A 26,851-nucleotide genomic window follows, 5' to 3' on the forward strand; every position below is an offset into this window, starting at 1 on the left:
CGCTATTTTTATTAAACAACAAAAAATTACAATTTACCGGCTTGGCAAACTCTATAATTTAAGCCAGCAAACTCAATCAATCATCCGATAATGCAATTGTTACGTTTCGTCTGCTTTGCCGCGATTCTATTTAGCACCGATAATCGTGCTGCCGTCTATGAGGACGAAGATACGCATTCATCCAGCCCTAAAGCCTCTTCTGCCGCGGCCAAGTCCACGGACTCAAACACTCCTCCTTCCGCCGGCATCGTCACCGAACGTCTGTTAGAGGCTACCCATCAACCCGAATTCAGCGCCTACGGTACGGTTCTTGGCTTAGAACCCTTGTTAGCGCTGCGCCAGCAATATTTGGCGGCGCAAGCTCAACGGGACAGTGCGGAAGCCAAATTCCATGAAGCCGACCTCAATCTGAACCGCATCCGCAACTTACACCGGCACGACATCGCTTCGACTCGTCAACTGCAAGAACAGCAAGCGCTATGGCGCAACTATAAAGCCAATCTAGCCACTAGCACCAGCCAGCAACAAACCATTCTGGCTACCAGCCGCTTGCAATGGGGCGACACTCTGACCGGATGGTTTACCGCAAATCACAACCGCCACGCCGACCAATTTTTAAATAGTCAGGCGCAGTTACTCCAAATCACGCTGCCGGCTAATGTAGTTCTCGCTTCCGCGGTGGATAGTATAAACGTGGACGAGCGAGGCCGTCGTGACAAAGCCATTACAGCCAGCTTGATTTCGCCGGCACCGCAAGTGGACCCTGTCACTCAAGGCCAGCGTTATTTCTTCAAAATCGAAGACCGCAAACTCCCTTTCGGCACCCACATTAGCGTTTGGATTGCCGGTGAAAAGCATGCAGAAAATTCCGGTGTGCTCATTCCGGAAAACGCGGTGGTTTGGCATTTAGGCCAGGCATTCGTCTTTATCAAAACGGAAAAAGGAGATTTTCAGCGTCACTTGCTACCGCAACTGATTCCAAGCCAAGGCGGATATTTCGCCTCGGGCGGGTTCAAGCCGGGTGAAGAAATCGTCACCGTTGGCGCTCAAACATTATTGTCAGAAGAACTAAAGAATCTGATTCCGCGCGAAGATGACGATTAATACGCGCCGCAGGGTAGGATAGTCCGTTTGACGGCGGGCATTATCACCCCCACCCCAGCAAATAAGTGCTTGTAGGAAGGGCTCCGCGGAATCGCGGGAGCGGATAATAAGGCCTATTTAATCCAGGCCTTCGAACACCCGGGCCGAAGCCCGGTATTTTGGATTATCGGCTTTGAATGTAACGCTCGATGCGAGCACTGACGCCTATTGCAATCGGTTTTGCCGCTGTCGAGAGCGAACGGCCAGTACCGATGTGCGACGAAGGTCGGCGATTAGGATATCGTCCAAAATAACTTCCCGATATGGCAATAGTCACTGGGGACGTACCGAGTGAGGATGCCGGCAGCAAGGACGCTGCCGTCAAGCCCATGGAAAGGTTCACGGCGTTCCTTCGGCATGCCCCAGGGTTCGCACCGGCAAAACGGGAAGTTGTTTTTGGCCAAATCCTTAGCTTCTTCCCTGTTTATCGCCGTGCGCATGGCGAGGGTGACTGTGGTGAAAACCTCGCGCATGACGGCGTTTGCCGGTGCGGTCGATGCGGTAAACCGATGTGGTATTCGACACTTCGTTGGCAATCGCCAAGTAGAAATCGCCGCGATGCTTGTAAACGGCCATGCCTTCCGGCGAAACATCGCCTTCGGTGACGATCATGTCGACAAAGCCGGTTTCGAATGGATTGGTCACGTCGAACACCGCCACTGCCGAAGTCGTAGTGCGCTCAAGACCGATAAACGCATAAGTACGGCCGGCAATTTGCGCTAATGTCACGCCTTCCGGCTCCATGCCTTTATCGTCACTGCGTGAGTCGTTATAGATATCGCGGGCAATGGCTTCGGCATCCAACAGATTGCCGCTGTCGTACACCAGCACGCCGTCCTCGTCCCGAATCGAAAACGAGCGGCCGCCGAAGGTCACCGGATTGCCGGGTTCAGAGTCGGTAGTTGAAATATTCAAACGCTGCAAATCCGGATCGGAGTCTTGCAAATCTTCGACATCTTTTACCCGCTTCTTGTCGCCGTCGTCTTCGCGCGTATCGCCTTCGTTGGCCATGACCATGTAGGTACGGCCGCGGAACTCATAAGATGCAACGGCATCCGGCTGGTACAAACCTTTGACTTGGCTGAAACACTGATACATTTCGCCGTCCTTGTCGTTAGGATCGATGAAGTTGCTGCCGCCGAAACCGTTGTCCGCCAAGCTGAAATCCTTCAATCCCAACCCGATCACTTGCGTGAATTCGTTGGTGGTCAAATCCAACACGCCGACCCCGTTTGCTTCCTGCAGGGTCACGAAAGCCTTGCTGCCGTCACGCGTCGGGGCGATATATTCGGGCTCGAAGTCCATACCGGTATCGGTTCTGAGGTTTTCGCCGGAAGTCGGGACGCCGGCAAAACCCGCCGTCGCAATGACGCTGCGCGAATCCGTATCGATAATGCTGACGCTGCCGGCGGGGTCGTGGTCCGGAGTGTAGTCCTCGTCCGCCGCAGCATTAGGCGTGGCTTCGTTGGCCACCAACAATTTGCTGCCGTCATGGGTGAAGGTCAGCATGTCCGGCAATGAACCGACCGTAAGCCGGTTCTCGCCGGCGCTAGGCAGCAAGGTCTTGGTATCGAAAAACACCACGCTGCCCGGGTTACGTCTATCCGCGCTATCTTCGATCGCAAATGCGGCTAGTCCGTTGTGTATCGCAACGCTGTTGACGAAACCGTAATCGGTCACGTCGATATGCTTGACCAAACGGCCGCTATCCGCATCGAGAACGTCGACCCCGACCACGCCGGCCACCCAGATCGTATTGGTTTTGTGGTCATAGGCCGGGATTTCGGAAACCTGACCGGCATCGACATGGGTATGCGTCCAAATTTTTTCGAACGATATTGCCGCATCGTCGGCGATTGCGGCGGCCGGAAAAATAGCGGCCATCGCGGCCAGCCTAAACACACGCTTCTTCAACATGATTCCCTTTTATATTTCTGGATTCAAAATCAAGGGCGACTATGCCCACCAAATAAAGAAGCGACTGTACCGACTTTAGGTTACAAACTGATGAAACGGTAAAGTTTGTAACGACAGGATTTGTGCGGGACTAGAGATCAAGCGGAGCGGACCGAGCGAGATTTGAATTTTACAAGCTTGATTGTGCTTAGAGCGAATGCCGGAAATGCAGCCATCTACATCGGCATCGGCACCGGTGCCGATGATGTTCGGCTCACTTACTCGACATTAGCGACAGTAATGATTTGCTTCCACCCCAAGCCTCTGACAAACGAGTAGACCTCTCCCAAACTGTCCCAAGTGCGTGCCGTTCCGTCTATCGATCTTAAGATCGGATCTCTGCCTGACAATTTATTCGACGAATCCGAATGAACGAAAAAGTGCGCTTCGTAAGCCGACGATGAGGTCCTGTGAACGATGGAAACATCACTGATTGCGCCGATTATCATATAGAGTCGTACTTGCGTCACTTTCATATCTTTTCTAACTTGCCTATCGGTTTACGTTTCGGAAAGTTTCTTGTTGTGAAGACTGTCCTTCAATACATTGGCTGTCGTCTATCAATATTTAAGATGGCCGTTTCGCGTTCTTATTTAAGGATTTGATTATTAAACAACGGATCTTTTTCGGAATCGCATTCGATGAAGACCTTTCCAACCCAGCCGCTTTCCAGAATGAAGTCATAAGCCTTATCCAAATCTTTCCATCGGCGCGGCACGCCGGCCGAAAGCTCCAGACATCTGCCGTGGTTGGCCATATATTTGTCGTATTCGCCCGTAATGCCAACGACATGAATTTCAAAACCCGGTTCGTCAGCCGACTTATCCAAGATAAATACCTGGCCGACAATTTCCATATGAATATAGCGTGCGAATTCGGACGTTTTCATGCGTTCAATGTTGAGGACTGAAATATTTGAAAGCGTGCAGCAAAAAAGGCTCCAGTTTATCGCAAGCCAAGCGGATGCGCGAGATTATGACGGATACTAGAGATATGAAGATCGCCGCAGAGCGGTATTATCTGCCTGCTAGCGGCTATGTCATGCAGCTAGTCCATTGGTCGATTGCCGGCTATCCTTGTCAGCGTCATTAGGCTTACGAGTCGTAGACGCGATTCTCCTTGCGTGATCTCACGAGTGTCACCACTTTTTGCTTATGCATGTGCATTTAAGGACTGTCAAATGAATCCGGCAAGAAAAACCAATGTAATAAAACTCTGTTCGCTGCTTTCATTATGCCTGTTGTCGACTTATGGATGCGGTATGCTTACGAAGCCGGGCATAACAATGCCCACTCATAATTTTCCGCAAGGCACGACGGCAAAAGACCATTCTTTCTGGTGGAAATGCCGGTTCAAGGTGGTTTGGCCTGATGCTGAAGAGGTTGACTGGGCCGTCGACCTGCTTCTGGCCCATGCGGTGGTTTTACCGGTCCTATCGCAATATGCGAAGGACATTCCCTATTGGCGATTCCACAGACGCGCGGCCCGCGATAGTGCGGGACACCAATTTACATTTCTGTTTTACGGCGCGCCGGAATTGGCGTCTTCAATATTTGAAGCGATCGATGAGAGTGAAGTGTTAAAAAATACGTTGAATGCCAATCTAGTGACAGAAGCGGTTATGGATAATCCGAATCAACCCCGCCTCCCGGACATTGGCGATGCCAGCGACCCAAACTGGTCGCCGGAACTTCAGAACAACTGGCCCTCGTTCATCATGGGCGTCAGTTCGCTTTGGCTGGGGCTGATTATCGAGGACATGCAAGATTCCCCCCGGACATATAAGGATATCCACCAATTGTTGGAAAAATACCGCGAAGTTAACGCCAGAATTACCGATAAATGGCGATATGAAGGCCAACACGCCCTGCTCCACCATTTGAACGCCATATTCGGCTATCAACCGATGCTGTTCAGAAAGGAATTGGAATTTTAGTCCAAGGATGAGTTCGCTTGGCGGGCTGCGGTTTGAACCCGCCGGACCGAAAGACCGGCGACGAGCGGCTATCGAACTAACGAATAAGGTTAGATGGTGCGAGCGCAAGGCGGCAAATGGCCGTCGGAACTGAAAAAACGTGTGGACAACGTCGCCCGCCGGGGCAGCACGCCGCTGGTGGTCGCGGAAGGCGCCCATGCATTGGGCGTCATCGAGCTGAAGGACGTCGTCAAGGGCGGCATCAAGGAACGTTTCATCGAACTTAGGCAAATGGGCATCAAGACCGTCATGATCAACGGCGACAACCGCCTGACCGCCGCCTGACCGCCGCCTGACCGCCGCCGCGATCGCCGCCAAGGAAGCCGGCAACATGGTGGACCTGGATTCCAATCCGACCAAATTGATCGAAATCGTCGAGACCGGCAAGCAGATGCTGATGACGCGCGGTGCCTTGACCACCTTCAGCATCGCCAACGACGTGGCCAAATACTTCGCGATCATCCCGGCCGCCTTCGCCGGCACCTATCCGGCCTTGAACGTGTTGAACGTGATGCAGCTGGCGACGCCGGCCAGCGCGATTCTGTCGGCGGTGATCTTCAATGCCCTGATCATCATCGCCTTGATTCCGCTGGCCTTGCGCGGCGTGAGGTACAAGCCGGTCGGTGCCGAGCAGCTATTGCAAAACAATCTGCTGGTCTACGGTTTGGGCGGTTTGGCTGTGCCATTCATCGGCATCAAGCTGATCGATGCTTTGCTGGCCGGTCTGCATCTGGTTTAACGGGAGGCGTTATGTCTACTTATCTGAAACCCGCCGTTGCGTTGTTTGCACTGCTGACGCTTTTGACCGGCGTCGTCTATCCGTTATTGGTGACGGCTTTAGCTCAAGGATTTTTTCCGGTGCAAGCCAACGGCAGCTTGATCAAAGACGACAAAGGCGAAATCATAGGTTCCGAGTTGATCGGACAAGATTTCAGCGATCCGAAATATTTTTGGGGCAGGCCGTCGGCGACCTCGCCTTATCCTTATAACGCCGCCGCGTCGTCCGGTTCCAATCTCGGCCCGACCAATCCCGCCCTGATCGATACAGTCGCGGCAAGAGTCAAGGCGCTACGCGACGCCGATCCCGGCAGCCGTGCGCTGATTCCGGTTGACCTGGTCACCGCCTCCGCCAGCGGCCTGGACCCGCACATCAGCATCGCAGCCGCCGAATACCAAGTATCGCGCATTGCCAAAGTGCGCCGCATCGACCCGGCCAGACTACGCAACTTGCTTGCTAAACACACCGAAGGCCGGCAATGGCAAATCTTCGGCGAGCCCAGAGTCAATGTGCTGAAACTAAATTTGTCGTTGGCTGGTTTGGGCGGCAAGGATTAAAGGGTTTGTCGACCAGCTCGGGCCGGCCAAAACCGGACTGTCATATTGCCGGGGCATTGACAGCGGTTGATTCATTCGCCGCCGGTCAGTAGTTTAGCCGTCTATGCATGATTGCAAGTCCTGCTCTTGTGAGGCTGCGCAATATTCGGAGTACGCAGGATTGCGATTCAATCCGAGGCGTAATCTTATGCCTGCGCTAAACCGCGAAGCAGGTATTGAAAGCCGGAACCCATGCTAGAATCACTATAAACCTAAGAGCAGTTGGGCCATGAAAAATCCCGTTCATCTTTATACCCGTTGGGTACTGAGCTTGTCGAAGGGCGAGTGGGATTTTTCATTTACCCGGCGGGTGAGTGTGTCGTGGGCCGTCCATGCCTCGACATTGCTTAGCACGAACGGCCCACAACAAACGCCAACAGCTCTTTTTTTGAATAAACGTTGGCTTACCCAGCCTACTCGGCGCTATACAACGAGACTAAGCGTCTAAAATCACAATACAGGCAACAGCATGATGACACTAAATATCGACGACGACACGGCGAACCTACTCCGCCAATTGTCCGAGCGGGAACACGTCAGCCCAGCGCAACTGATCAAAAATCTACTCAGCGATTATCTCGAAGACTTGGCCGACGCCGCAGCAGGCGATGCCGCATTAGCAGAATTGACCAGCGGTAAGGACGATACGATCAGCTTGGCGGAATGGGAGCAACAACTCAATGCGCTGGAGCGTTAAGCTTAAGACGGGCGCCGCCAAAGCCATCAACAAGCTGGACAAACCGGTCCGCGACAGAATCAAGACCTTTCTCGCTCAGTTAGCCGAGCAAGACAATCCGCGCATTAACGGCAAAGCCTTGCAAGGCAAATTGTCGGCATACTGGCGCTACCGGGTCGGCGACTACCGCTTGATTTGCCAGATTCAAGACGACGAACTCATCGTTTTGGTCGTCGAATTGGGCCATCGAAAAGACATTTATCGGGACAAGCATTAATCCTAAAAATCTAACCCTATCACCTTACATCGAATCCATTTCCAACTATGTTCAGTTCACGCAACACGCTTGTTAGAATTTCGGCATGACTTTCGATTACCTACCTTCCGAATTAATCAACGACGCAACCGACTGGAATATCCAGACACCTAGAGCGTACAGCGATGCCGAAATCGAATTAGCCATCTCCAAATTCCCCAAAACAAGATACTACGGTAGCAAACGCCGTTTACTGAGCTGGATATATCATGCAGTTAAGGACTTACCATTTAATACGGTATTGGATGGTTTTGGCGGAACGGCAAGCGTTTCGTTGCTATTTAAAGCGATGGGTAAACAGGTCTATTACCATGATGCTTTGCTCAGTAACACCATTTCAGCTCAGGCTTTATTGGCCGACGAATTCCCTTTTTCCGACATTAACGATGCTTATCAATTTATAGAAAGTATAAAACCAGAAAATGGTTTTATAGCAAAGACATTCGCCAACATGTATTACACGGATGAAGAAAATCAATGGTTGGACGGTGCAGCGAAAGCAATTCATGCCGTAGAAAATCCACATCAGCGCAGCGTTTATTTTTATTCCCTATTTCAGGCCTGTTTAAAAAAGCGACCATTTAATTTATTTCATCGAGCCAATCTAAATTTGCGAACGAATAAAGATGTAAAACGTTCTTTTGGCAATTTTTCAACTTGGGAAAGAACTTTTCAAGACTCAACAAAAGCCAATATTATTGATTTTCAGTTTATTTCTTCACTAAACAACCAAAACTCAAAAATTCTTCAACCTGGTGATATATCGAGTTTGGAAGCAAAATATGATCTAATATATTTAGATCCGCCTTACATAGCAAAAAGTAGAAGCAGCGAAGACTATTTGCAACGATATCATTTTCTTGAAGGGTTATGCATTTACGAAGAATGGGATGATAAAATTAATACAGCTTCAAAAAACAATTCGTTCAATTCAACCCCTCATTTAGAGAACTGGCAGAGCAAAAGACACTTTAAAAGCCTACTATTTGAATTAATTTTTAAACATAGAAAATCAATAGTTGTTTTGTCATATATTTCAGATGCTTACCCATCAGAAGAAGACATATATAAGTTTTTCAAGCAGACATTCAAAAAAAACTATGTTTTAAAAAGAGAAATATCTCATGTGTTAGCAAAAAAAAGCAAAACTGAGCTATTGTTTATAGGTATGTAAAATTGAATATTCATGACAAAAAGATTTCATATTACCAGATAATAGTAGGCGGAATATTTGTTTTCGTATCTGGATTTTTTATACTCTACATAAATTCTGAAGATAGCAAGACTCAATCGATTCTGTCAGGCCTAATAACCGGTGGAGTTATACTGCTATGTCAAGCATTAATGGATGGTTACGAATTTAAAACTGTAGACAAATACCGACGTCTTGGTGTAACGGATATATTGGGCAATAAGAAAAAACGAGAGTTTTATGGGAAGCTTATATTGCATACCAACAAAGATATAAAGATGCTTGGTATAACGGCCGCTGATTTACTCAATGACTTTGGCAATGAGAATTCCGATGATGAAATATCTAAAGCCTTAATAACCGCAATCCAAAAAAAATGTCAAATCCAATTCTTGCTCGCTGATGAAGTTTTTTTGGATGAGGCGCATAAGGCGAAAGCAGGTACAGCGAAATCAAAATTGGCAGTTTTATCAAAAAATAATAATTTTAGCGTTAGATACTATAAACACACGCCGGCCCACAGTATAGTTATAGTGGACGACACATGCATTGTAGGGCCAATTTTTACGGGCAAGAGTAATAGAGAAACACCTGCCATTCATCTTGAAAGACATAGTCAACTTGCTAAACACTATGAAGACTATTTCGATAGCGAATGGAACGTCTGTGATAAATAGGATAAATAGCTTAAGAATTCTTCTAAATTCAAGGTTACATATAACACTACTTGCATTACATGACGACCAATATCGTTGCAACGGGGGATTAGGTTTCTCAATACAAACACCACAATGCGAATTAACATTTTCGCTTGCTGATAGGCCTTCTATTTCTGACAACCGTCGATATCCATCAACCGCAGAGGAATTGGAAGGATTGCAGCTAATAGTTCAAACTGAACAAAAAAAACTCTGTTTTGATCATTGCCTAGCAATCTCCATCTCGGGAAATATGCGCCCCCATGCCGGCTTCGGTTCCGGCACCGCCGTGACACTCGCCTGCCTGGAAGCTTTGCATATTCTCAACGGCTCCGAAATATCGCCAGCCGAACTGGTGGCTGCATCCGGTCGGGGAGGCACGTCGGGCGTCGGCATCCATAGCTACTTTTCCGGCGGTTATGTGTTCGATCTGGGTCGCAAGGTCGATGACAGCGTGTTCTCGCCGTCGCATCTGAACGGCAGCAAACCCGCGCCTTTACTGCTCGACCAAGGCCAGATGCCGGATTGGGAATTCGGCATCTGCATGCCGGCGGCGATAGCACATAAGAGCCAATCCGAGGAACGCGATTTTTTCCGGCGTACTTGCCCGTTACCGGCCGACAAGGTTTACGAAACCGTTTACCACACCTTGTTCGGGCTATATGCCGCTCTTCGCGAAGCCGACCGCGCGGCATTCTGCGCCGCTTTGAAAGCAGTGCAAAACTGTGCCTGGAAACTGGCGGAACGCCGGGAATACGGCGAGGCATTAATGGAAATCGAACAAGCCCTTTACGCCGCAGGCGCCCAAGCGGTCGGCATGTCCAGTCTGGGGCCGAGTTTATTTTTTCTGGCCGACGACGTGAACAGCATCGTTACCGCAATGCGCCAGTCGCGGCCGGATTGCGATTGGCTGATCACGCGCCCGGACAATCGCGGTCGGGAAATCATTTATGGTTGAAATCGTTTTTTTTACTTCCAGCGCGATCAAACTGGCTCACGCCCGTTATCTATGCCGCGATTACGCCGTGCGCATCGTCGGATTTCGCGAGAAGACTTTCGGGGCCAATTACGAAGAGCCTCGCATTTACGACCGCGCGGAATTGATCGAGCGCAGTTATCAAGACGCCTTGCAACGCTGGAAACGTTTCGTTTCGGAGAACGAGCAGAAACTGTTTTTTCTCGAGGACACTTCAGTCATCATTGAGGCATTGAGCAAAGAGCGGGAAATGCCCGGCTTGGACGTCAAATACTGGATGAAGGAAACTCAATTTGCCCAGTTGGACGAAACCTTACGGAATCTGGGTAACGACCGGCGCTGCCGGGTACGTTCCGATTTGGTTTTGCATTTGCCGCCGGAGTTGCGGTCGAAAGATTCGAACGATAGCTACCGAATATTTACCAGTTTCAGTTTCGGCAACGTTGTCGAGTATGAGCAGGATTTCAAAACCAATCTGCTTTATCCGTGGCTGGATAACAAGACGTTCAATAAATGGTTTGTACCGGAGGGGTGCCAAGACCCGATTAGTTTGTTGCCTATCGAAGAAGCCGATAAGCACGATTTTCGCGCCCGTGCTTTTCGGGAAATGCTCGGTTTTTTAGAAAATCGGGGTGAAATCCGAAAACGCCATACGGCACCCAAACAATACCAGCTTGAGGCCGCCGCGCCCTTGTTCATCATTTGCGGCCCTTCTTGCGCCGGCAAGACTACGTTGGCCGAACATTTGGCCGACAGCTACGGTTATTACCATATCGAAGCCAGCGATTTCATGTACCGCAGCTATTACCAGCGCCACGGCGTCAGTTCGACGGTGCCTATCGGCGATTTTGCCGAGCAAGCTCTGAAAGATCAGCCTGAAATCGTCGCCGAACAAGTATTGGAAGACATCGAATCCAGTCAACCACTAGCGGCCGTGGTTACCGGCTTCCGCTCGCCAGAGGAGTTGACCTGGCTTCAAGAGCACTATGCCGGCCACCAACCCATCGTGCAGGTATATATCGACGCTCAGCCTTCTATTCGATTTCAGCGTTCGTTGCTTCGGGGGCGTGAAACGTCGCCAGAGACCAGAGAACGCTTCGATAAGCGGGATTTACAACAGTTGGCGATGGGGCTTGACGATTTAGCCCAGATTTTGCAATCGAACTTGTTCAAAAACGAAGGCAGCAAAGAAAAACTCTTCAACGCATTTGCGGATCGGCATCTTCAGGATTGGCCGTATCCGAAAGACAATCCAAGTCATCCATTGAATGCCGGAGAACTCGAAAAATTGATTCTGAAAGCTTTATTGGGGGAATACCCTAGCCGGAATTATTTCACAACCACCGAAATCGCCCACCTGATAAACCGCGACCAACCCGTAGATCGGCAGCGCAGCAAAAACAACGTTAGCCGTTATTTCAACCAACGTTTTTATCCGTATTACGAAATAAAACTAATCGATGGCAAACGCAAATACCGCTTGTCCAATACGGGGCTAGGGAAGGCTAAATTATTATGACAACTTAAGCAGCTCGATTAGCGGAGCTTAATCGGATAAATGTGGATATCGAAATGTGCGATTACCTAAACTAATCAGGCCTTGTGAAGGACAGCTTATTTGTCTTTTCCGGTCACCGCAAATAAATAGAGTCTGCTCAGTAAATATAACTCATTGATTATCATTAATTATTGGGCGGATTTGCTATAATTGCTGCCTAAAAAACATGCCTCCACCCTCAAAAACCGTGCAGCAATGATTCGAACCACCAGCTCAAAACAACTGACGATTGCCGAATTCGATTGGCCGTTTGAGACGGTACTGGATAAAAACAGCCGCTGGGTCAAACTCAGTGAATGCATCCCGTGGGACGAACTGGCGGACAGCTATTATCAAGGCCTACCCGCGGATCGAGGCCGGCCTTTGAAAGACGCGCGACTGGTGATCGGCGCCGTTGTCATCAAACACAAGCTGTGTCTTACTGATGTGGAAACCGTGCTACAGATTCAGGAAAGCCCGTACCTGCAATACTTCGTAGGGTTGGTAGGGTTGCCCGGTTATCAGGCGAGGTAAACGCATGAGTTTGAAACACGATGCCGACGGCTTTCTGGTGGGTTCGTCGATTGGGCCGTTTACTTTGCGCGGCGTACTTTCCGATACCTTGGGCGGTTTTTGGGTGGTGCGCGGTTACGCCAAACTCAGCGAACTGGCGGCGTTTTCCTTTGCCGACCCGGATTAAACGACTCGAATAATTTGCGTGAACAATTGAAATAACAGATTGCGATTTACTATGGTTTAATCAGCTCTGGAGGTAAAAAAATGAATACCCTGCAAGAAAAAATTCATCAAGAAATCAACACACTGCCGCTGACTTCCCAAAAAGAAGTCCTGGATTTCGTGCTTTTTCTCAAAAACACCCTCAATACCGAGACGGACAGCGACTATTTGTCTAAAGACCCGAAAATCAAGCAAGCGATTATCGATGGTTTGAATACGCCTTTGGACGAGTGTTCGGATCGTTTGGATTGGTAATGTACAAGCTTTACTTTACCCAGCGCGCTAAAAAAGACGCCAAATTAATCAAAGCCTCTAATTTACAAAATAAAACTCAGGCGCTTTTAGACTTAATCACGCAGGATCCTTATGCGTATCCACCTGAATTTGAGTTTTTAAAAGGCGATTTAAAAGGTGCGATTTCCCGGCGTATCAACAAACAGCATCGGCTCGTGTATGAGGTTTTGGAAAACGAACAGGCGATTAAGGTCATCATGATGTGGACGCATTATGAATGAGTTAGCTAACAGTGACTCCAACAAATCACACGATCAAAACTAGCCGACGAATTTTAGAAAACAAAATAGCATTATGAGCATCGCCGACACCATCTACCAACACGTCAAAACCCTTCCGCCCGCCAAAGCGCTGGAGGTTTTACATTTCGTCGAATTTCTGGAATCCAAACCCGACTCAACGCCGGCGCCCGGCGCCAACGAAGCCTTGGCCGCTTTTCTTCACAGTTTGCCGATCGGACAGCGTAGCGACGAAGAAATCAACGCCGAATTTCAAACCATTCGCGACGAGTGGGATCAGCCGTGAAACTGTTCCTGGACGCTTGCGCCGTCATTTATCTGATCGAGTCGCAACAGGATCAAGGCCGAAAAACCGAAGCAGACCCGTTTTTGACGGGCGATAAAAAACTGGCAACCAATCAGGATATTAAGGTCATCGTCGTGTGATCAATAACTTCGCCGTTGCGCATCACTAAAAATCACCGGCCGCTAACTGGAGATTATTTGCCGTTTGACGATTTGGAATGAACGTCGCTCGTGGGCCGCCTGCTGACGAGGGGCTAACCCAAAATCAAAGCAACCACCGCTCGCTTGCATTGGCTCCGCAATTCGTTCGCCGGTAACTTTTGTGATTTTAAAAGCCAGCCATTACAAGCCGTAAAACACGGTACAGCCTTCCAGCCGGAATATTTACGGCATTTATATAACCATAGCCGTAAACTAGACCTATCTTGGCTAGTCAACAGTCTATACCGACTTTCATGAACCTCGAACGCCCCGATCCCGACCAACTGTTGGCTCGCGTCGAACGCGATGCGGCCAAGGCCAAGCGCGGGCGTTTGAAGATATTTTTCGGCGCGGCGGCCGGCGTCGGCAAGACCTATGCGATGTTGCTGGCCGCGCGGGAACGGCGGGCGGAAAATCTCGATGTCGTCGTCGGTTTGGTGGAAACTCACGGCCGCCAGGATACGGCAGCCTTGCTCGCTGGGTTGGAACAGTTGCCGAGGCGGCAAATGCATTACCGTGGCAATATTATTGAAGAGTTCGACATCGACGCGGCCTTGAAAAGACGGCCGGCGTTGATCCTGGTCGACGAGCTCGCGCATACCAACGTGTCGGGTTCCCGACATCCGAAACGCTGGCAGGATATTCAAGAACTGCTGGAAGCAGGCATCGACGTTTACACCGCGCTGAACGTGCAGCATCTGGAAAGCCTGAACGACGACATCGGCCAGATTTCCGGAATTCGGATTTGGGAAACCGTGCCGGATACCGTGTTCGAAGAAGCAGACGAAGTCGAATTGGTCGATTTGCCGCCGGACGCATTATTGACCCGGCTCAAGGAAGGTAAGGTTTACATTCCGCAACAAGTCGAACTCGCCATGCAGAATTTTTTCCGCAAAGGCAATCTGATTGCACTGCGCGAATTGGCGTTACGGCAGACCGCCAACCGGGTCGATGCGGACATGCTGGATTACCGGGAAGATCACGCGATTCAAGAAGTCTGGCAAGTCGGCGAGCGGATTCTGGTGTGCATAGGTCCCAATCTGCAAGCAGAGCGTTTGGTGCGGGCCGGCAAACGCTTGGCGGCCGGATTGAGAGCCGAATGGGTGGTGGCTTATGTCGAAACCCCGCGACTGGCCAGATTGTCCGCGGAAAAACGCGACGCGGTGTTGCGAATATTGCGGCTGGCCGAACAGCTCGGCGCCGAAACAGTGACCTTGAGTTCGCCGGATATGAGCGAAGCCATCATTCGTTTGGCTCGCGAGCGCAACATCAACAAGATCGTGGTCGGCAAACCCAGCCGGCGCGGTTGGAAACGCTGGTTGTTGGGATCGGTGGTGGATACATTGATCAGCCATGCCCATAACATCAATATCTACTTGTTGGGTAGCCGCCAACATCGAGAAGACGATGTCCTCGAAATCGTCGAATCTTCTCTATTTAAAAAGCCGCCGCCTCCGGGGCTTGGGCAACGCATTCCGCCCAGGTTGCAAAAGCGTTATCGCGGTTATGTCTGGGCCGTGGCGGTGACCGTTATCAGTACCTTGTTAGGGCATTTTCTGTTCCGGCGCCTGGAGCTGGCCAATCTGGTCATGGTGTTTTTGCTGGGGGTGGTTTATATCGCGATGCGCTTCGGACGCGGCCCGTCCATCCTGGCTTCGGTATTGGCGGTCGGCATGTTCGACGTGTTGTTCGTCAAACCGTATTTGAGTTTGACGGTGGCCGACAGCCAATATTTGATCACCTTCGCCGTGATGTTGATCGTCGGCATCGTCATCAGTAATTTGATGATCAACGTCCGCTCGCAAGCCAAAGTGGCCGCGCACAGGGAACGCCGTGCGTCGGTGCTGTATGCGATCAGCAAGGAGCTGGCGACAAGCCAAACCGAGCAGGACATCGTCGCTATCGCCGTCAAGCATTTGTATGCGGAGTTCAGCAGTCCCAACGTGATTTTGTTTCCGGATGCCTCGGGGCATTTGGTTTACCCCCGGCGGCCCGGCTTATCGCAATCCCTGCGCGGTGCCGACCTCAGCGTCGCGCAATGGGTCTACGACCATAACGAGATGGCGGGGCAAGGCACGTACACGTTGCCGGGCGCGGCTGCCATTTATTTTCCGCTTTACGACGGAGAAAAGGTATTGGGTGTGTTGGCCTTGTTGCCGGTCAACCTGCGCAGGCTGTTTTTGCCGGAACAACAGAAATTGCTGGAAACCTTCCTGCGGCAGATCGCTCAAGCCTTGACGCGGATTCGCTTTTCAGAACAAGCCAAGTTGACGCAAATGCAGATCGAGGCCGAGCGCCTGCGCAATTCCCTACTTAGCGCGATTTCTCACGATTTGCGCACGCCGCTGGCCAGCATCGTCGGTTCGGCCGGCACCTTGGCGGCCAACGAAAACCGAATGTCCTCGCCGGAAAGGCAGGCACTGAGTTTCGCCATCGTCGACGAAGCCGAGCGCATGACCAATCTGGTCAACAACATCCTCGACATGGCCCGTCTGGATGCCGGCATTGCCGAATTGAACAAGCAATGGTGCCCTCTGGAAGAACTTATCGGTGTCGCCTTGGAGCGTTTGCGGAAACCGCTTGCCGACCGGCCGGTCGATGTGCGCATACAGCCGGATATCCCCATGCTGCATGTCGACGCGGTCATGATAGAACAGGTATTGATCAATTTGTTGGAAAACGCCGTGCGTTACACGCCGGCCGGTAGCGCGCTGGAAATCGCGGCGGAAGCATTGGGCGGCCATGTCGAAATTACCGTTGCCGATCATGGCCCGGGGATTCCGAAAGGTCTAGAGGAAAAATTGTTCGAAAAATTCTATCAGGTCCGCCACGAAACCGCGCAAAGCGGCGTCGGTTTGGGCTTGGCGATTTGCCGGGCGATCGTCGAAGTCCACGGCGGCAAAATTCGCGCGCAAAACCGGCCGGAAGGCGGTGCGGTATTTACCATTACGCTGCCGAACGAGCCGATGCCGCCACTGGTCATACCCGAGGACGGGGGCTCCGTTAGCTGATGTCTAAAACCGATCCCGTCATCATTATCATCGAAGACGAACGGGCTATACGCCAATTTCTGCGGACCGCTTTGCGTCTTCAAGGATTCACCGTATACGAAGCCGATACCGGCAAGCGCGGCATCATCGAAGCCGGCATGCGTAAGCCCGATCTGCTGATTTTGGATTTGGGTCTGCCGGATATGGACGGCATCGAGGTTATCGAAGCCATTCGCAAATGGTCGACGCTGCCGATTATCGTGTTATCGGCTCGTAACCGGGAACGGCAAAAAGTCGATGCACTCGACCGGGGCGCCGACGATTATTTGACCAAACCTTTCGGTATAGACGAACTGATCGCCAGAATTCGAGTGGCCTTGCGCCATGCAAACAGGAAGGAGCAATCGTTAAGCAACGATGTGTTGGTGACCGGCGGCTTGAGAGTGGATTTGAACAAACGCTTGGTCAGCCTCGACGGCCGGGAAATCGCCTTGACGCCGATTCAATACCGCTTGCTGGCCGCGTTGGCCAAAAATGCCGGCAAGGTCATGACCCACCGCCAGATTCTGAAAGAAGTGTGGGGGCCTCCCTATCAGGATAACGTGCATTACTTACGCATGTACATGAGCCAGTTGCGCGCCAAACTCGAAAGCAACCCGGCTAAGCCGCAGTACTTGGTCACTGAATCTGGCCTGGGGTATCGGCTTAAAATAAAAGACGAATAGGTGCTTTAATCTATACCTTGGGCTGGGTACACACACCTCTGATTTAATAAATTGTCAGTCCGGTTTGAGCGAATGGTACTCCTTGCCCGCACCGATCACTAATGCTGTCGTGTTTATCACCCAATCCTTCCGCGTTTTTTTCCAGGCCTTCCAGCCATCGGGCAGACGCTTATCCACAAACATCGTCCTAAGATCCTCGACCGATATCGCGGGCTCGCCATCGATCTGTTGCGCGCCAGGCTTATTTGCCAAGAAAGCGAAGAGCAGGCCGAACTCGCCGGAGGAGCCTATCAGATTGTTTTCCCCGGCAAGTTTGGTCAGTTTTTCCTCGATATCCCGGTAATCCTTTTTCGGTTCATCTTCCCCGCCGAGAAACTTGCTCAACAAGGCCGCACCCGCGGTTTTGGCCAGTTCGACCAGATCGCTTCCCAGTGCCGCAAACGCAGATTTCATGAACACTTTCGATTCCGGGTCCTTCAGCAAATTTTCGGCAATAAAGCGCCCTACATCGGAGCGTTTGATCCACCCGTCTCGCGCGCGGCCGGTCAACCTTTCAAAGTTCTCCTCGCTGAAACGCCCCGAGCCGGGTATGTCCGGAGCCTGCTGGAGAATACCGCTATGTCCCGGATGAGAACCTTGCGAACCGGGGAAATCCAGCGAGAACAAACCGTTTGGCACGGGCATGTCCAATTTACCGCTATCGCCCGGCATATATGCGTGATTACCGCTAGCGAAGTGCACCAGCAGGTCGCCGAGATCGCCTCCGCCTGCATTTCCGAGATTTCTGACTTCTTCGATACCGGCAAGCGGCTTATTAGCGCTATTCCTTACGGACAGTTCCCTTTGAGCGACGGCACTGCCGATAAACGGGCAGGTGGCTTTTTTCTCCACCAGCAAAGCAATTTCATCATTGCTCAATTCAACCGGATTATTTGGATCGGAATTCATATCGCCCTCCTCTCAACGTCAACCAACAAGGTAACGATTCTGCCGCAAACCCGCCACGATGAGGTTTTTGTCGAGCTATTCTGATTCCTTTTTCAATCGCGCCGGCGGCAGCTTCTATGCAATGACAAGCTATTCGAAAACGCACCCGATCATAGCCTCAATCAAACACCTCGTCGCCCGTAGGCTCCAAATGGCTGACCTGATTCATTTCCTGGCGGAATTTGGATAGCTCGAAATACAACCTAAAACGGGCCCGATTCAGATTACCCAATGGCCTGTGCTCGGGCAGGCAATGCCAGGGGTTCATTTTCAGTCGCTTGGTAAACTCGGCCATGGCCGGGGTATCGAATATTTGTTTCGGTATATGCACGGTTGCGGCCGGAATGAACGGTGACAGTTTTTCCGGCCAGCGCACCGCGCCGTTTTCGATCGGCATCCGGTGCGGATCGGTTTGCAGTTGTATCATCAGGTCGAACTCGACGTCCTGATGCGCCAAGGTCGTGACCATGTTCTCCCGCAAATAGTTGAACGGCACTTCGCCGAACGGCACGCCCTTAATCTTTTTATAGACATCGGATTTGGGCACGAAGCTGAACATGATGGCCTGACCCTCGCCTAACAGATAAGGCGTACAGCTCCAATAACGTTGGCCTAAGGGATTGTACTGGGTCGCATTCCACAGACTTTGTTGCGCCATGTCCAATAGATGGGTATCGAAGGGGTTGATGAAATAAAACAGCGGCATATTCCGCAAGCTCCAATACTGCAGCTTGACGTTTTCCCGGGTATTGGGCGTCACGAAGGTGGCACCGCCGCTGGTGGTGATGAAGTCCTGGGTGAATTTTTCTTCATCCATCAATTTCTTGCCCGGCACCCCCATCAATTTGACCGCCATGCTCATGAAACCCACGTCCTGAATATCGGCCGGCACATTGGGCCCTGGCCCGGCGAATCGAACGTAAGCCGGATAACTGCGCGGCTCGGCGAACACGCCCACGCGACAATTTTCGGGCAGGTCGTCGCGTATCGTTACCGTGGCCTTGACCACGCCGTGGGTCTTGGTATTGCCGCCGCGTTCGTAACCGCCCGGCTTGAAGCGGCTGCGCATCTGGTCGGCCATCAGATCGATGATGCCGTTCAGGCTTTCCTCTTCATCCGGATCGAATGTTTCCTCGGCGATCTTCAAACCTTCGTTTTTGCGGCGCAGGTTGATCAAAAACTGCACGCAACGGGTGCCGGGTTCGCGAAACCAGTTATCCCATTGCGGCCTGAAAAAAGGCTCCAAACGGCGTTCGAAATATAAAATCTGCATTAGAAACCAATGAATGGCCATTAAGATACAGTTTTTGATGCTCACGACTCATCTCCCCGATTCGGCAGGCTTGCCAAATAGTTGATTGCCTTTAGCCCCGGCATGAAAAAGTAGGCGCCGCCGCGAACCGTGACGAATTGAGGCAGCGGACCGATTGTCGGACTAGGGCCGTCCGCTTCGGAACGATGAAATCGATCGGTCGGACTGCCGTCGTTTAAGGGCTCACGATCACCTAGCAGCGGGTCTTGCTGTTGCTGTAGCCCGGCAAATTTGCTGTTCACCATCCAGGCATTCTGCACGAATTCGAATTGGCGGCCGATATTGGCCATCAGGCAAATAAATTGCAAGCCGCGCGCTTCTTTCGGCGCATCTTTCTTCACGGCGTCTTCCGGCTTAAGCAAGGGCCCGTAAGTGCGGCCGCGCCGCAGCAGGCGATGAAAACGCGTCGATGCAATCAAGTCTTCCTCGGGATTTTTGCCGCCGAAACCCAAAATCCGGATCAGTCGGCTAAAGATACACTTACTGGTCGACGGCAAATCGCCGGTACGGGGATTGGCTCGGCGCACGTGCGCACCGACCGGACAAATATAGCCCTTAGGGTCGGTATCATATTTGAATCGATTCAGATGGTCATTAACGGGAATACCCGGAATGTCGCCATCGCTCAGAGGCATCAGCGGTGTGCCGTCTCTATGCCTGCCGACCATGGCGGCCGCCAACGCTTCGCGCTGGCTGGGATCGGGTCCGGCAGCCTTATTGACGAATTGCCAGAAACCCGGCACGTCTTGCGCCAATTGCCGCAACACCAGATAGCTGCCGTTGCGGCCAAAGTCCTTCAACTCGGGTTGGTCTTCGGCATTGGGCAGTTCGCTCGCCAGACTATTTTTTTGGGGATCGAGCAAAGGCCTGACCGTGTATTGCCGGTATTCGTTCGGATAACCCAAAATCACTTCGCCCAGCGCTAACAGGTTCGAATAAGCATCGCGGCTGTGGCTATCGGTGGCTTGCCGTCTTTCCCAATCCAGTTTCGGCTGGCTGATACCGTCCACAAAACCGAAGGGTTCGATATCGCCGATATTTAAGGTCGGTAGCTCGCGCACATCCTTAAAGGCGGACGCAAAGCCCTTGCCTTCGACTTTCTTGCGCCATGCGGTCAAGCCGTTCTTAGTGGTCGCATACATCAGCAATAAAATATGCGGTACTCGTTTGGGCTTACCGCCCCATTCCCACTTGGCCGGCGCATTGGCGGCGACGTCGCCCAAGCGGCGGGAGCGGCTTTCATTGCCGCTCATGCCGACGATAAATTCGTCCGAAAATTCGTTAATCGCCGTTTCGTCGAGGCCCAATTCACGCAGGCCGTCCACCGAAAACGCGATTTGCAAGGCCGTTTTGGGCGGAGGATCGGACTCGGCCGCATTGCTGATCGGAGCCTGTTTCAACCAGGCTTTCGCCGCCTGAGCGTCAGCCACGTTCAGCAATAGAAAGCTGGTTTCGGTCAGCTTGCGATAGCCGAACCGTATCAGACCTTGCAGGTCTTCAAATTCAAAATCGCTGGACTTATTCATCGCCGAATCCCGAAATTAGATTTCGCTGAGCCATTCGCGCAGTTCGTCATCGTTTTCTTGACGAATTTCCACGCCCTTGCGAATACGAGTATTTCTTGCCAACTCGACCGCCGTCAGATCGGGATAAGCTTTGTACCAGACTTCCGATCCTTGTTGATGGCGGCGTTGGGTGTATTTGAATTGCTGTTCGCGCTCGGCGCCGTCCTTGATGATCCAGCGGGTAGTCGGATAACCGACCGCACTACTGAAAGTCGCATTCAGTCCCCAGCCCGCCTTATTGATAAAATCGTCCATGTAACTTTCGTGGCTGCCGTCGTAGTTGCTGGCGAAAAAAGCCCGGCGGTTACGGTCTAAAAGGACCCAGCGGGCGAAGTGTATGGTTTTGATGCGGGTTAGAAAGCCACGGTTATAGACATGCCGTGCCGTATAGTCGGTCAACAGCATCAGAAACTTAAAGGTCAGTAAACGAAAAAGCCCGGGCTTGATGTCGCCGAACACGTTAAACTGGTTACTGACTTCGCGGTCTTCCTTGTATGCCAAGGCCTCGATATGCTCGCGGCCGGGGCGTATGAAAAGCTCGGGATCGGAGCGCTCCAACATTCTAAGGCGCAACGCCAGAAAAGGCGCCAGCAACAAGAATAGCGGCGACAGCAACAGCAAGATCAACGGCACGCCGACCTTGTGCAGCCAGTTGCGGATCAGCCAGCCCCACGGCGTCGCTTCTTTCGGCGTCAGATAGAGGGTGCCGGCATATTTTTGCATTTCGACATGCGACAACAATTTCTGCCGGACCGCGCGTATATTTTCCCCACCCACTTCGGCGACGGCTTTGGGTAAATATTCACGCAATGATTGATGTAAAGCGGCTTCTTCATGCACCTGGCGCACGGTGCGCCCCATCCAGTTCACATAGTTCGCGGCCGGTTTGACGTTGCGCGCCAGCATCCAGCGCAACAAATCGGTTTGATCGGAATAGCCTTCGCAATGGCTGAAAATCCGGCGCAACCCCGATTCGGCCCGCTTGGCCAAGTCGGCCAGAAAACTTTTTCTGTCGCCGTCGAAATCGCCCAAGAACACCAAGGTCGATTGCCAGGGATACGGTTTCTTGCCGAAGGCCCTGATCTCGTCGGCCGTGACGGCTTCTATGATTGCAAAACGGGCCACGTGCAGCCGCTGGAACTGACCGAACGGCACTAGCTTATTAGTTGGGTCGGCCAAACCCACGCTCTTGTTCATGCCGGACAATAGCTCGCGCAGCGCGTCTTTCCGGCCGTCCCTCACAGCCGCGACGATCATGAAATTGGACTGGGGCGTCATCTAACTGTCTCCGAACCCGATCCAAACGGCTAGCCGTCTTTGCGGACCAGCGCGAAATCCAGAACGCGCTTACGTCCCCACCAGACCTTGCCCAGATACACGCCCGGCTCGACTTCGCGGATTTCGTCGCGGATTTTTTTGGCGAAGAACGAGGTGCGCGAATAGTCGATTACTATCGTTTCTTTTTGGTCCAACCAGCTATTGTCCCGGTAAACCTTGGCGACAATGAAGGTCAAGCTGAACGGCGTGATTTTATTGACCAGCAAGCCGGCGTCGCCGCGCGGACAAAACAAATCGAACACCTTGCCCTGCCACGCATACAAGGCCGCCCAGAACGCCACCAACTTGGCAAAAATCGAACCCGCTAAAATGGCGGTACCCTGGGTGTCGCCCGTCGGGATCTCGCCCGGCTGCGCGTTACGGTAAATTTCATCGAGCTCTTCTCGCGACTTGCTTAACCAGCTATTGACGGTTTCGTTCATCGGACTTACTCCTTCATTGCGATTGATTGCGCATCGCCGCGGCGTGAGCGTAAACCAGACGGCGGACCTCGTTCATGCGGCCCAGCGGTTCGTGGTCCGCCAATGCTTGCCACGGGTTGAAACTGCTGCGTTCGCAGGCCGCTAAAGCTTCGGGATCATCGAATTCTTGATCTTGAATCGTGATGGTCGCCACGGTCTGGAACGGCGAAACCGATTCGTCCCAAATAACTGACGCATCTTCTATCGGCATACTGCGAGGGTCGGATTGTTTTTGCACGGCAAAATGAAACCGTGCCGGGCCGTTTTTGAGATGGGCTTTGATCGCCGCGCGCAATTGATGGCGTCCCGGCTCCACCGGCTGCGAGGTCCGGTAATCGGAACACGGAATCACCGAATATTTAACGGCAATATCGCTCTCCTTACCCAGCCGAAACGGCACGGTACTCCAGTAACGGACGTCGAACGGGCAAAGATGTTTCTTGCGCGACTGGATGACGATCCACAACGATTTCAGATGCGGGTCCAGGGGATTCACAAAAAACCACAGTTGTTTGTCATGTTCACGGGCCTGAATGAAAGTCAGGAATTCTTCCGGGGTCGCCACAAACAATGCCGGATAACTATTCAATAAAAAGTCCTGCTGGCCGGGTTGACCCCACAACACTTCGCCTTCGACGTCGGATACGCGGATCGACAGTCCTCGAATGTCTTTTTCCGAGTCGTCCAAGCTGGTGGCGTTGGCGAAGCGCAGCCTAGCCGGATAAGAAGCCGGCTTGGAGAACAGGCCTTTTTTAAGCTCGTCCGGAATGTCTTCGTGTACCTCGAACGTGGCGTCGACACAGGCCACGGTCTTCACTTGATTTAATCTGGGAATATGATCGCCTTCCTTTTCCATGGCCGCAATCGCATCAATGCAGCGGTTCATCTCAGCGACCAGCTCGTCGATGCCCATTTGGCGTTTCATATGCCCTCCTCCCGACATTCGGCGATCATTTGAAGCTGCTATCGAGAACCGCCGCGCCGCGCGGTTTCCACTGCAAGGTATAGTATTCGCCGCGGTCGCGCGCCCATGGGTCGAACACATTGACGACGCCGGCCAATTCGTCTTTCAGTTCAGGCATCGTACGCAGCATGATGCGTTTCAAAGGCGAGATCTCGACTTTATGACCGTTGGATGGCTTAGGCTCATATTGTTTGCCGTTGGGTCCGTTGTTGGTGACCCAGTCCACGCCTAGCTTGGAATAAAATTCCGGACGGAAGCTGGAGGTAAAGAAGCGGTCGCTGAACAAGCGCCGGGACGCATTCAAAATGAAGACATGGAACTGGGTTTCGGAAATGGCGAAACCGTGCGGCCTGGGAAACTCGGACAGCCAGCCGACCACGGTATCGACATCTTCGATATTATCGACCAAACTGCCGTTCGGATGGCCCAAGCAATCGTTGATCGGCGTGCCATCGTCGTTCAATTGCGCATCGGTAATGACTTTGCCGGCGTCGCATTTATGCTGGCCGTAGACTTCCCGCAGCAATCCCACTAAACGCTTTTGCTCCTTATATTCGGCACTGTCTTTCGGCAAGCGCCAATCGACGAAATCATCGAAGCTGGTCAACTGTTTCAAGCCGTATTGGCGCCGGAATTCATTGAAGCGCGGAACCCCGCGTTCCCGGTCGCGAATCAAGTCCAACGCGGCGATATCGATCAGATTGGTCTCGCTTTGCAGGCGCGGCAATTCCAGGTTTTGCAGGAATTGCGCGTGATTTTGCAGCGTCAAGAGCCCCAAACGTTGCCGGCCCATGCTGAGCGCCCAATTGCTCAGTCCGCCATCGGTCATGGCTTGCGTGGCTTTGCCCCGGAAGGTACTGACTATAGGCACTTTCCGGCTCACATCGTTTGCGGTTTTCAGCTCGCGGAATTCCAGCAAATCGGGCAATAAGGGATGCAAGCGGTAAACAGTGGTGAATTCTTCCGGAAAATTGAACGGCGAGCCGAAATGGTTCACGCCGCCGTTGACATGCTCGGGATTACGCAAATCCCAAATGTCTTTTCCGCCGGAAAACAAACCGTCTTTGTAACGGTGACTGCCGAGACCGGTAATGCCGGCGCCGGACGCAAACACCGAATAAATTTGATTGGCTTTCTTTTCCTTGGGCGATTTGGCCAAATAATTGGTGACGATCTTGCCTAACACTTTATTAACCGGATCGTCTTTTTCCACCAAACCGTTCCAGTTGGCATTCATACCCAAATACAGGGGTTCGTCGTACAGCAACTGGGTGGTCCATTCGATGGTATGAATTTTGGCGATTTCGGCCGCGACCACTAAACGCGCGACTTGATACAACTCCTCGTCGCTGACGTCTTTATAGGCGATGACCTTGTCGGGTTTGGCCGGATCGCGCAAGCCGGAATCCGCCTTCGGATTCTTGGCCGCCAACGCTCTGAACGCATCGACGAACAGATTGTGTTCGCGCACGAACAGATTATGGTAAAAGCTCAATCCGACCGTCCAGTTATCCGCGAAGCCGGCGGCTTCCTGGCCTTTCCATGCCGGATTGATCGGATCACTATCCTCGAAAACAGGCAAATAACCCTGGCTTTCTCCGGCACCGGCGTGATCGCCGCGCGGCTGCATCAACAGCTTTGCGCCGTCCTTGGGATCGCGTTTGACGCGTTTCAGCGACAACTCATCGAAACCGTAAATTTGCGAAGCATCCCACCAGGCGGTCACCGTATTTTGCGTGGTGCGCGGAGCGCGTTTCAGATAGGTTTTTCCGTTGTATTCGAAGGTCGGGGCGGGCTCTTTGTCGGCAACGAAAGCCACGTCGACTCTGTCTTTAGGCCGGCAGCCCAATTTTTTCGCTTGTTCTTCGCTAATCGGCTGCTCTTTGTTATCAACCAATTCGGTCGTACAGCCGACCGGCATTTTCTGATCGCTGTTATGGCCTTCGCGCAAATGGTAAAACCAGTCGTGCGTCATGAACTGTATCCAATACGCAGCCAACACATTGAAAAATGGCGCCTTTTTATAATCGCAATTCGCGTTGGCCGGATCGCCCTCCAATCCTTTGCCTTGATTACATAGTTCCGGATTCGTTTGCTGGCGGGTAAACAGCTTGCGCGAGATCACCTGAGGATCCGGTTTTAACAAACTTAAACGCTCGCCGTGGCGATTGCGTACCAACTCGTTGGCGCGCTGTTCGGGAAACGTGGAATCGAAACTGACATTGCGGGCAAACAGCTGATTAGTAGAGCCCATGGCCGGATTGTAAATATCGTTACAAATGCCGGTCAGGTTTCGGTGACGTATCAGCTCGCCTTTGCAAAGCTGTTTGCCGTCGGCACCGGTCACCTCGGCGTATTTAGGATGAGACGACGGTAATTTCATTTCGTCCCAAACTTTTACGATAGGTCCTACCAGTCCGTCCTTGCCTTTGATGTATGTCTCGTAGGTCTTGTTGTCGTACAAATTGAAACGGATTAGCTCCATACGCTGATATTCGAGATCCATCAACGCGCCGTCTATGCCGCGACCGTTAGGATTCAAATGCTTGCCTATCGTTGTAATCGATTCCCAGCCGACGACTTTGCTACTCTCGTCGCCCGCACCCCAGTAATTCTGCCAATCCACCCAAACCGACTGACGGCCGGCCAAGGCCTTTTCGCCGCCCCGGCATTCGGCCGTGTCGGCATCGACTTTACCCAAAAAGCGCCCGGTCTGCTCGGTCGCGATGAGCCTTAGCCCTTTAGCCGTCATTGCCAGGCAAGCCTTATCCGCTTTTAATCTTTCTTTGTCGATTCCGGGCACGGCGCCGCATAGGCCGGCCTGAAAAAACGTCCCCGCGAACAGCAGCAATAATGTGAATTTCCTCGTCATGTTCTTATCTCCCGTAACCGTTGAGTAATCCAATCCC

Annotated in this window: 29 protein-coding genes; 19 read left to right on the forward strand and 10 right to left on the reverse strand. The window is 51.9% G+C overall.

The window, feature by feature from the left end:
• The first annotated feature begins 90 nt into the window (after positions 1–90).
• Complete coding sequence (locus ACW73I_RS03425) at positions 91–1,104, forward strand: efflux RND transporter periplasmic adaptor subunit (protein WP_458027817.1); 1,014 nt, start codon at positions 91–93, stop codon at positions 1,102–1,104.
• A gap of 447 nt (positions 1,105–1,551) precedes the next feature.
• Here ACW73I_RS03425 and ACW73I_RS03430 read toward each other — a convergent pair whose 3' ends face one another.
• From ACW73I_RS03430 to ACW73I_RS03440, 3 genes are all read right to left on the reverse strand, one after another.
• A complete protein-coding gene (locus ACW73I_RS03430; protein ID WP_458027818.1) occupies positions 1,552–3,060 on the reverse strand; it encodes a choice-of-anchor I family protein in 1,509 nt (502 codons plus the stop codon).
• A 257-nt stretch (positions 3,061–3,317) separates the two neighbouring features.
• A complete protein-coding gene (locus ACW73I_RS03435) occupies positions 3,318–3,575 on the reverse strand; it encodes a hypothetical protein (protein WP_458027819.1) in 258 nt (85 codons plus the stop codon).
• A gap of 113 nt (positions 3,576–3,688) precedes the next feature.
• Positions 3,689–3,988: a hypothetical protein gene (locus ACW73I_RS03440; protein ID WP_458027820.1), complete on the reverse strand. Its 300-nt coding sequence runs from the start codon at positions 3,986–3,988 to the stop codon at positions 3,689–3,691.
• Between the two features lie 396 nt (positions 3,989–4,384).
• Between ACW73I_RS03440 and ACW73I_RS03445 the strand changes: the two genes are divergently transcribed.
• From ACW73I_RS03445 to ACW73I_RS03530, 18 genes are all read left to right on the forward strand, one after another.
• Positions 4,385–5,035, forward strand: coding sequence for a hypothetical protein (locus tag ACW73I_RS03445; RefSeq protein ID WP_458027821.1), 651 nt, complete (start codon positions 4,385–4,387; stop codon positions 5,033–5,035).
• A gap of 93 nt (positions 5,036–5,128) precedes the next feature.
• Positions 5,129–5,359, forward strand: coding sequence for an HAD family hydrolase (locus tag ACW73I_RS03450; RefSeq protein WP_458027822.1), 231 nt, complete (start codon positions 5,129–5,131; stop codon positions 5,357–5,359).
• A gap of 46 nt (positions 5,360–5,405) precedes the next feature.
• On the forward strand, positions 5,406–5,813 hold the full coding sequence (locus tag ACW73I_RS03455; protein WP_458027823.1) for a hypothetical protein: 408 nt from the start codon (positions 5,406–5,408) through the stop codon (positions 5,811–5,813).
• Between the two features lie 11 nt (positions 5,814–5,824).
• The gene (kdpC, locus tag ACW73I_RS03460; protein ID WP_458027824.1) at positions 5,825–6,409 is read left to right on the forward strand and encodes a potassium-transporting ATPase subunit KdpC; all 585 of its coding nucleotides are present in this window, start codon (positions 5,825–5,827) and stop codon (positions 6,407–6,409) included.
• Positions 6,410–6,917: 508 nt separating this feature from the next.
• Positions 6,918–7,145 carry a DUF6290 family protein gene (locus ACW73I_RS03465; protein ID WP_458027825.1) on the forward strand — a complete coding sequence of 76 codons (228 nt, stop codon included), beginning with the start codon at positions 6,918–6,920 and terminating at the stop codon, positions 7,143–7,145.
• Positions 7,129–7,401 (forward strand): type II toxin-antitoxin system RelE family toxin, encoded by a 273-nt coding sequence (locus tag ACW73I_RS03470; RefSeq protein WP_458027826.1) that lies wholly within the window; start codon positions 7,129–7,131, stop codon positions 7,399–7,401. Before ACW73I_RS03465 ends, ACW73I_RS03470 begins: the two co-directional genes overlap by 17 nt.
• Before the next feature lie 85 nt (positions 7,402–7,486).
• Positions 7,487–8,614 (forward strand): DNA adenine methylase, encoded by a 1,128-nt coding sequence (locus tag ACW73I_RS03475; RefSeq protein ID WP_458027827.1) that lies wholly within the window; start codon positions 7,487–7,489, stop codon positions 8,612–8,614.
• 2 nt (positions 8,615–8,616) lie between these two features.
• On the forward strand, positions 8,617–9,309 hold the full coding sequence (locus tag ACW73I_RS03480; RefSeq protein WP_458027828.1) for a hypothetical protein: 693 nt from the start codon (positions 8,617–8,619) through the stop codon (positions 9,307–9,309).
• Positions 9,266–10,288 (forward strand): beta-ribofuranosylaminobenzene 5'-phosphate synthase family protein, encoded by a 1,023-nt coding sequence (locus ACW73I_RS03485; protein ID WP_458027829.1) that lies wholly within the window; start codon positions 9,266–9,268, stop codon positions 10,286–10,288. Before ACW73I_RS03480 ends, ACW73I_RS03485 begins: the two co-directional genes overlap by 44 nt.
• Positions 10,281–11,825 carry a non-canonical purine NTP pyrophosphatase gene (locus ACW73I_RS03490; protein ID WP_458027830.1) on the forward strand — a complete coding sequence of 515 codons (1,545 nt, stop codon included), beginning with the start codon at positions 10,281–10,283 and terminating at the stop codon, positions 11,823–11,825. The genes ACW73I_RS03485 and ACW73I_RS03490 overlap by 8 nt, the downstream gene beginning before the upstream one ends.
• Before the next feature lie 189 nt (positions 11,826–12,014).
• On the forward strand, positions 12,015–12,377 hold the full coding sequence (locus ACW73I_RS03495; protein ID WP_458027831.1) for a transposase: 363 nt from the start codon (positions 12,015–12,017) through the stop codon (positions 12,375–12,377).
• Between the two features lie 4 nt (positions 12,378–12,381).
• A complete protein-coding gene (locus ACW73I_RS03500; protein ID WP_458027832.1) occupies positions 12,382–12,543 on the forward strand; it encodes a hypothetical protein in 162 nt (53 codons plus the stop codon).
• An 80-nt stretch (positions 12,544–12,623) separates the two neighbouring features.
• Positions 12,624–12,836, forward strand: a complete 213-nt coding sequence (locus ACW73I_RS03505) for a hypothetical protein (RefSeq protein WP_458027833.1) — start codon at positions 12,624–12,626, stop codon at positions 12,834–12,836.
• Positions 12,836–13,096: a Txe/YoeB family addiction module toxin gene (locus ACW73I_RS03510; RefSeq protein ID WP_458027834.1), complete on the forward strand. Its 261-nt coding sequence runs from the start codon at positions 12,836–12,838 to the stop codon at positions 13,094–13,096. Before ACW73I_RS03505 ends, ACW73I_RS03510 begins: the two co-directional genes overlap by 1 nt.
• A 73-nt stretch (positions 13,097–13,169) precedes the next feature.
• A complete protein-coding gene (locus ACW73I_RS03515; protein ID WP_458027835.1) occupies positions 13,170–13,400 on the forward strand; it encodes a DUF2281 domain-containing protein in 231 nt (76 codons plus the stop codon).
• Positions 13,397–13,540: a hypothetical protein gene (locus ACW73I_RS03520; RefSeq protein WP_458027836.1), complete on the forward strand. Its 144-nt coding sequence runs from the start codon at positions 13,397–13,399 to the stop codon at positions 13,538–13,540. The genes ACW73I_RS03515 and ACW73I_RS03520 overlap by 4 nt, the downstream gene beginning before the upstream one ends.
• A 314-nt stretch (positions 13,541–13,854) precedes the next feature.
• A complete protein-coding gene (locus ACW73I_RS03525; RefSeq protein WP_458027837.1) occupies positions 13,855–16,611 on the forward strand; it encodes an ATP-binding protein in 2,757 nt (918 codons plus the stop codon).
• On the forward strand, positions 16,611–17,315 hold the full coding sequence (locus tag ACW73I_RS03530) for a response regulator (RefSeq protein WP_458027838.1): 705 nt from the start codon (positions 16,611–16,613) through the stop codon (positions 17,313–17,315). Before ACW73I_RS03525 ends, ACW73I_RS03530 begins: the two co-directional genes overlap by 1 nt.
• Positions 17,316–17,369: 54 nt before the next feature.
• Here ACW73I_RS03530 and ACW73I_RS03535 read toward each other — a convergent pair whose 3' ends face one another.
• From ACW73I_RS03535 to ACW73I_RS03565, 7 genes are all read right to left on the reverse strand, one after another.
• On the reverse strand, positions 17,370–18,263 hold the full coding sequence (locus tag ACW73I_RS03535; protein ID WP_458027839.1) for a hypothetical protein: 894 nt from the start codon (positions 18,261–18,263) through the stop codon (positions 17,370–17,372).
• Positions 18,264–18,420: 157 nt separating this feature from the next.
• Positions 18,421–19,620 carry a catalase family protein gene (locus tag ACW73I_RS03540; RefSeq protein WP_458027840.1) on the reverse strand — a complete coding sequence of 400 codons (1,200 nt, stop codon included), beginning with the start codon at positions 19,618–19,620 and terminating at the stop codon, positions 18,421–18,423.
• The gene (locus tag ACW73I_RS03545) at positions 19,617–21,140 is read right to left on the reverse strand and encodes a Dyp-type peroxidase (protein WP_458027841.1); all 1,524 of its coding nucleotides are present in this window, start codon (positions 21,138–21,140) and stop codon (positions 19,617–19,619) included. The genes ACW73I_RS03540 and ACW73I_RS03545 overlap by 4 nt, the downstream gene beginning before the upstream one ends.
• Positions 21,141–21,155: 15 nt before the next feature.
• A complete protein-coding gene (locus tag ACW73I_RS03550; RefSeq protein WP_458027842.1) occupies positions 21,156–22,457 on the reverse strand; it encodes a hypothetical protein in 1,302 nt (433 codons plus the stop codon).
• A gap of 29 nt (positions 22,458–22,486) precedes the next feature.
• On the reverse strand, positions 22,487–22,939 hold the full coding sequence (locus ACW73I_RS03555) for a hypothetical protein (RefSeq protein ID WP_458027843.1): 453 nt from the start codon (positions 22,937–22,939) through the stop codon (positions 22,487–22,489).
• A 13-nt stretch (positions 22,940–22,952) separates the two neighbouring features.
• Positions 22,953–23,903, reverse strand: coding sequence for a hypothetical protein (locus ACW73I_RS03560; RefSeq protein WP_458027844.1), 951 nt, complete (start codon positions 23,901–23,903; stop codon positions 22,953–22,955).
• Positions 23,904–23,928: 25 nt separating this feature from the next.
• Complete coding sequence (locus ACW73I_RS03565) at positions 23,929–26,814, reverse strand: peroxidase family protein (protein ID WP_458027845.1); 2,886 nt, start codon at positions 26,812–26,814, stop codon at positions 23,929–23,931.
• Positions 26,815–26,851 lie beyond the last annotated feature (37 nt).

The organism is Methylomonas sp. MgM2 (genome assembly GCF_054172045.1).

What these genes read in the sequence shown, in the direction of transcription:
- kdpC (WP_458027824.1), top strand. Translation starts at nt 5,825, where the DNA reads ATGTCTACTTATCTGAAACCCGCCGTTGCGTTGTTTGCACTGCTGACG.
- ACW73I_RS03515 (WP_458027835.1), top strand. Translation starts at nt 13,170, where the DNA reads ATGAGCATCGCCGACACCATCTACCAACACGTCAAAACCCTTCCGCCC.
- ACW73I_RS03470 (WP_458027826.1), top strand. Translation starts at nt 7,129, where the DNA reads ATGCGCTGGAGCGTTAAGCTTAAGACGGGCGCCGCCAAAGCCATCAAC.
- ACW73I_RS03425 (WP_458027817.1), top strand. Translation starts at nt 91, where the DNA reads ATGCAATTGTTACGTTTCGTCTGCTTTGCCGCGATTCTATTTAGCACC.
- ACW73I_RS03475 (WP_458027827.1), top strand. Translation starts at nt 7,487, where the DNA reads ATGACTTTCGATTACCTACCTTCCGAATTAATCAACGACGCAACCGAC.
- ACW73I_RS03485 (WP_458027829.1), top strand. Translation starts at nt 9,266, where the DNA reads ATGAAGACTATTTCGATAGCGAATGGAACGTCTGTGATAAATAGGATA.
- ACW73I_RS03535 (WP_458027839.1), bottom strand. Translation starts at nt 18,263, where the DNA reads ATGAATTCCGATCCAAATAATCCGGTTGAATTGAGCAATGATGAAATT.
- ACW73I_RS03550 (WP_458027842.1), bottom strand. Translation starts at nt 22,457, where the DNA reads ATGACGCCCCAGTCCAATTTCATGATCGTCGCGGCTGTGAGGGACGGC.
- ACW73I_RS03465 (WP_458027825.1), top strand. Translation starts at nt 6,918, where the DNA reads ATGATGACACTAAATATCGACGACGACACGGCGAACCTACTCCGCCAA.
- ACW73I_RS03455 (WP_458027823.1), top strand. Translation starts at nt 5,406, where the DNA reads ATGGTGGACCTGGATTCCAATCCGACCAAATTGATCGAAATCGTCGAG.
- ACW73I_RS03435 (WP_458027819.1), bottom strand. Translation starts at nt 3,575, where the DNA reads ATGAAAGTGACGCAAGTACGACTCTATATGATAATCGGCGCAATCAGT.
- ACW73I_RS03510 (WP_458027834.1), top strand. Translation starts at nt 12,836, where the DNA reads ATGTACAAGCTTTACTTTACCCAGCGCGCTAAAAAAGACGCCAAATTA.
- ACW73I_RS03565 (WP_458027845.1), bottom strand. Translation starts at nt 26,814, where the DNA reads ATGACGAGGAAATTCACATTATTGCTGCTGTTCGCGGGGACGTTTTTT.
- ACW73I_RS03490 (WP_458027830.1), top strand. Translation starts at nt 10,281, where the DNA reads ATGGTTGAAATCGTTTTTTTTACTTCCAGCGCGATCAAACTGGCTCAC.
- ACW73I_RS03555 (WP_458027843.1), bottom strand. Translation starts at nt 22,939, where the DNA reads ATGAACGAAACCGTCAATAGCTGGTTAAGCAAGTCGCGAGAAGAGCTC.
- ACW73I_RS03450 (WP_458027822.1), top strand. Translation starts at nt 5,129, where the DNA reads ATGGTGCGAGCGCAAGGCGGCAAATGGCCGTCGGAACTGAAAAAACGT.
- ACW73I_RS03500 (WP_458027832.1), top strand. Translation starts at nt 12,382, where the DNA reads ATGAGTTTGAAACACGATGCCGACGGCTTTCTGGTGGGTTCGTCGATT.
- ACW73I_RS03560 (WP_458027844.1), bottom strand. Translation starts at nt 23,903, where the DNA reads ATGAAACGCCAAATGGGCATCGACGAGCTGGTCGCTGAGATGAACCGC.
- ACW73I_RS03525 (WP_458027837.1), top strand. Translation starts at nt 13,855, where the DNA reads ATGAACCTCGAACGCCCCGATCCCGACCAACTGTTGGCTCGCGTCGAA.
- ACW73I_RS03530 (WP_458027838.1), top strand. Translation starts at nt 16,611, where the DNA reads ATGTCTAAAACCGATCCCGTCATCATTATCATCGAAGACGAACGGGCT.
- ACW73I_RS03430 (WP_458027818.1), bottom strand. Translation starts at nt 3,060, where the DNA reads ATGTTGAAGAAGCGTGTGTTTAGGCTGGCCGCGATGGCCGCTATTTTT.
- ACW73I_RS03505 (WP_458027833.1), top strand. Translation starts at nt 12,624, where the DNA reads ATGAATACCCTGCAAGAAAAAATTCATCAAGAAATCAACACACTGCCG.
- ACW73I_RS03440 (WP_458027820.1), bottom strand. Translation starts at nt 3,988, where the DNA reads ATGAAAACGTCCGAATTCGCACGCTATATTCATATGGAAATTGTCGGC.
- ACW73I_RS03445 (WP_458027821.1), top strand. Translation starts at nt 4,385, where the DNA reads ATGCCCACTCATAATTTTCCGCAAGGCACGACGGCAAAAGACCATTCT.
- ACW73I_RS03545 (WP_458027841.1), bottom strand. Translation starts at nt 21,140, where the DNA reads ATGAATAAGTCCAGCGATTTTGAATTTGAAGACCTGCAAGGTCTGATA.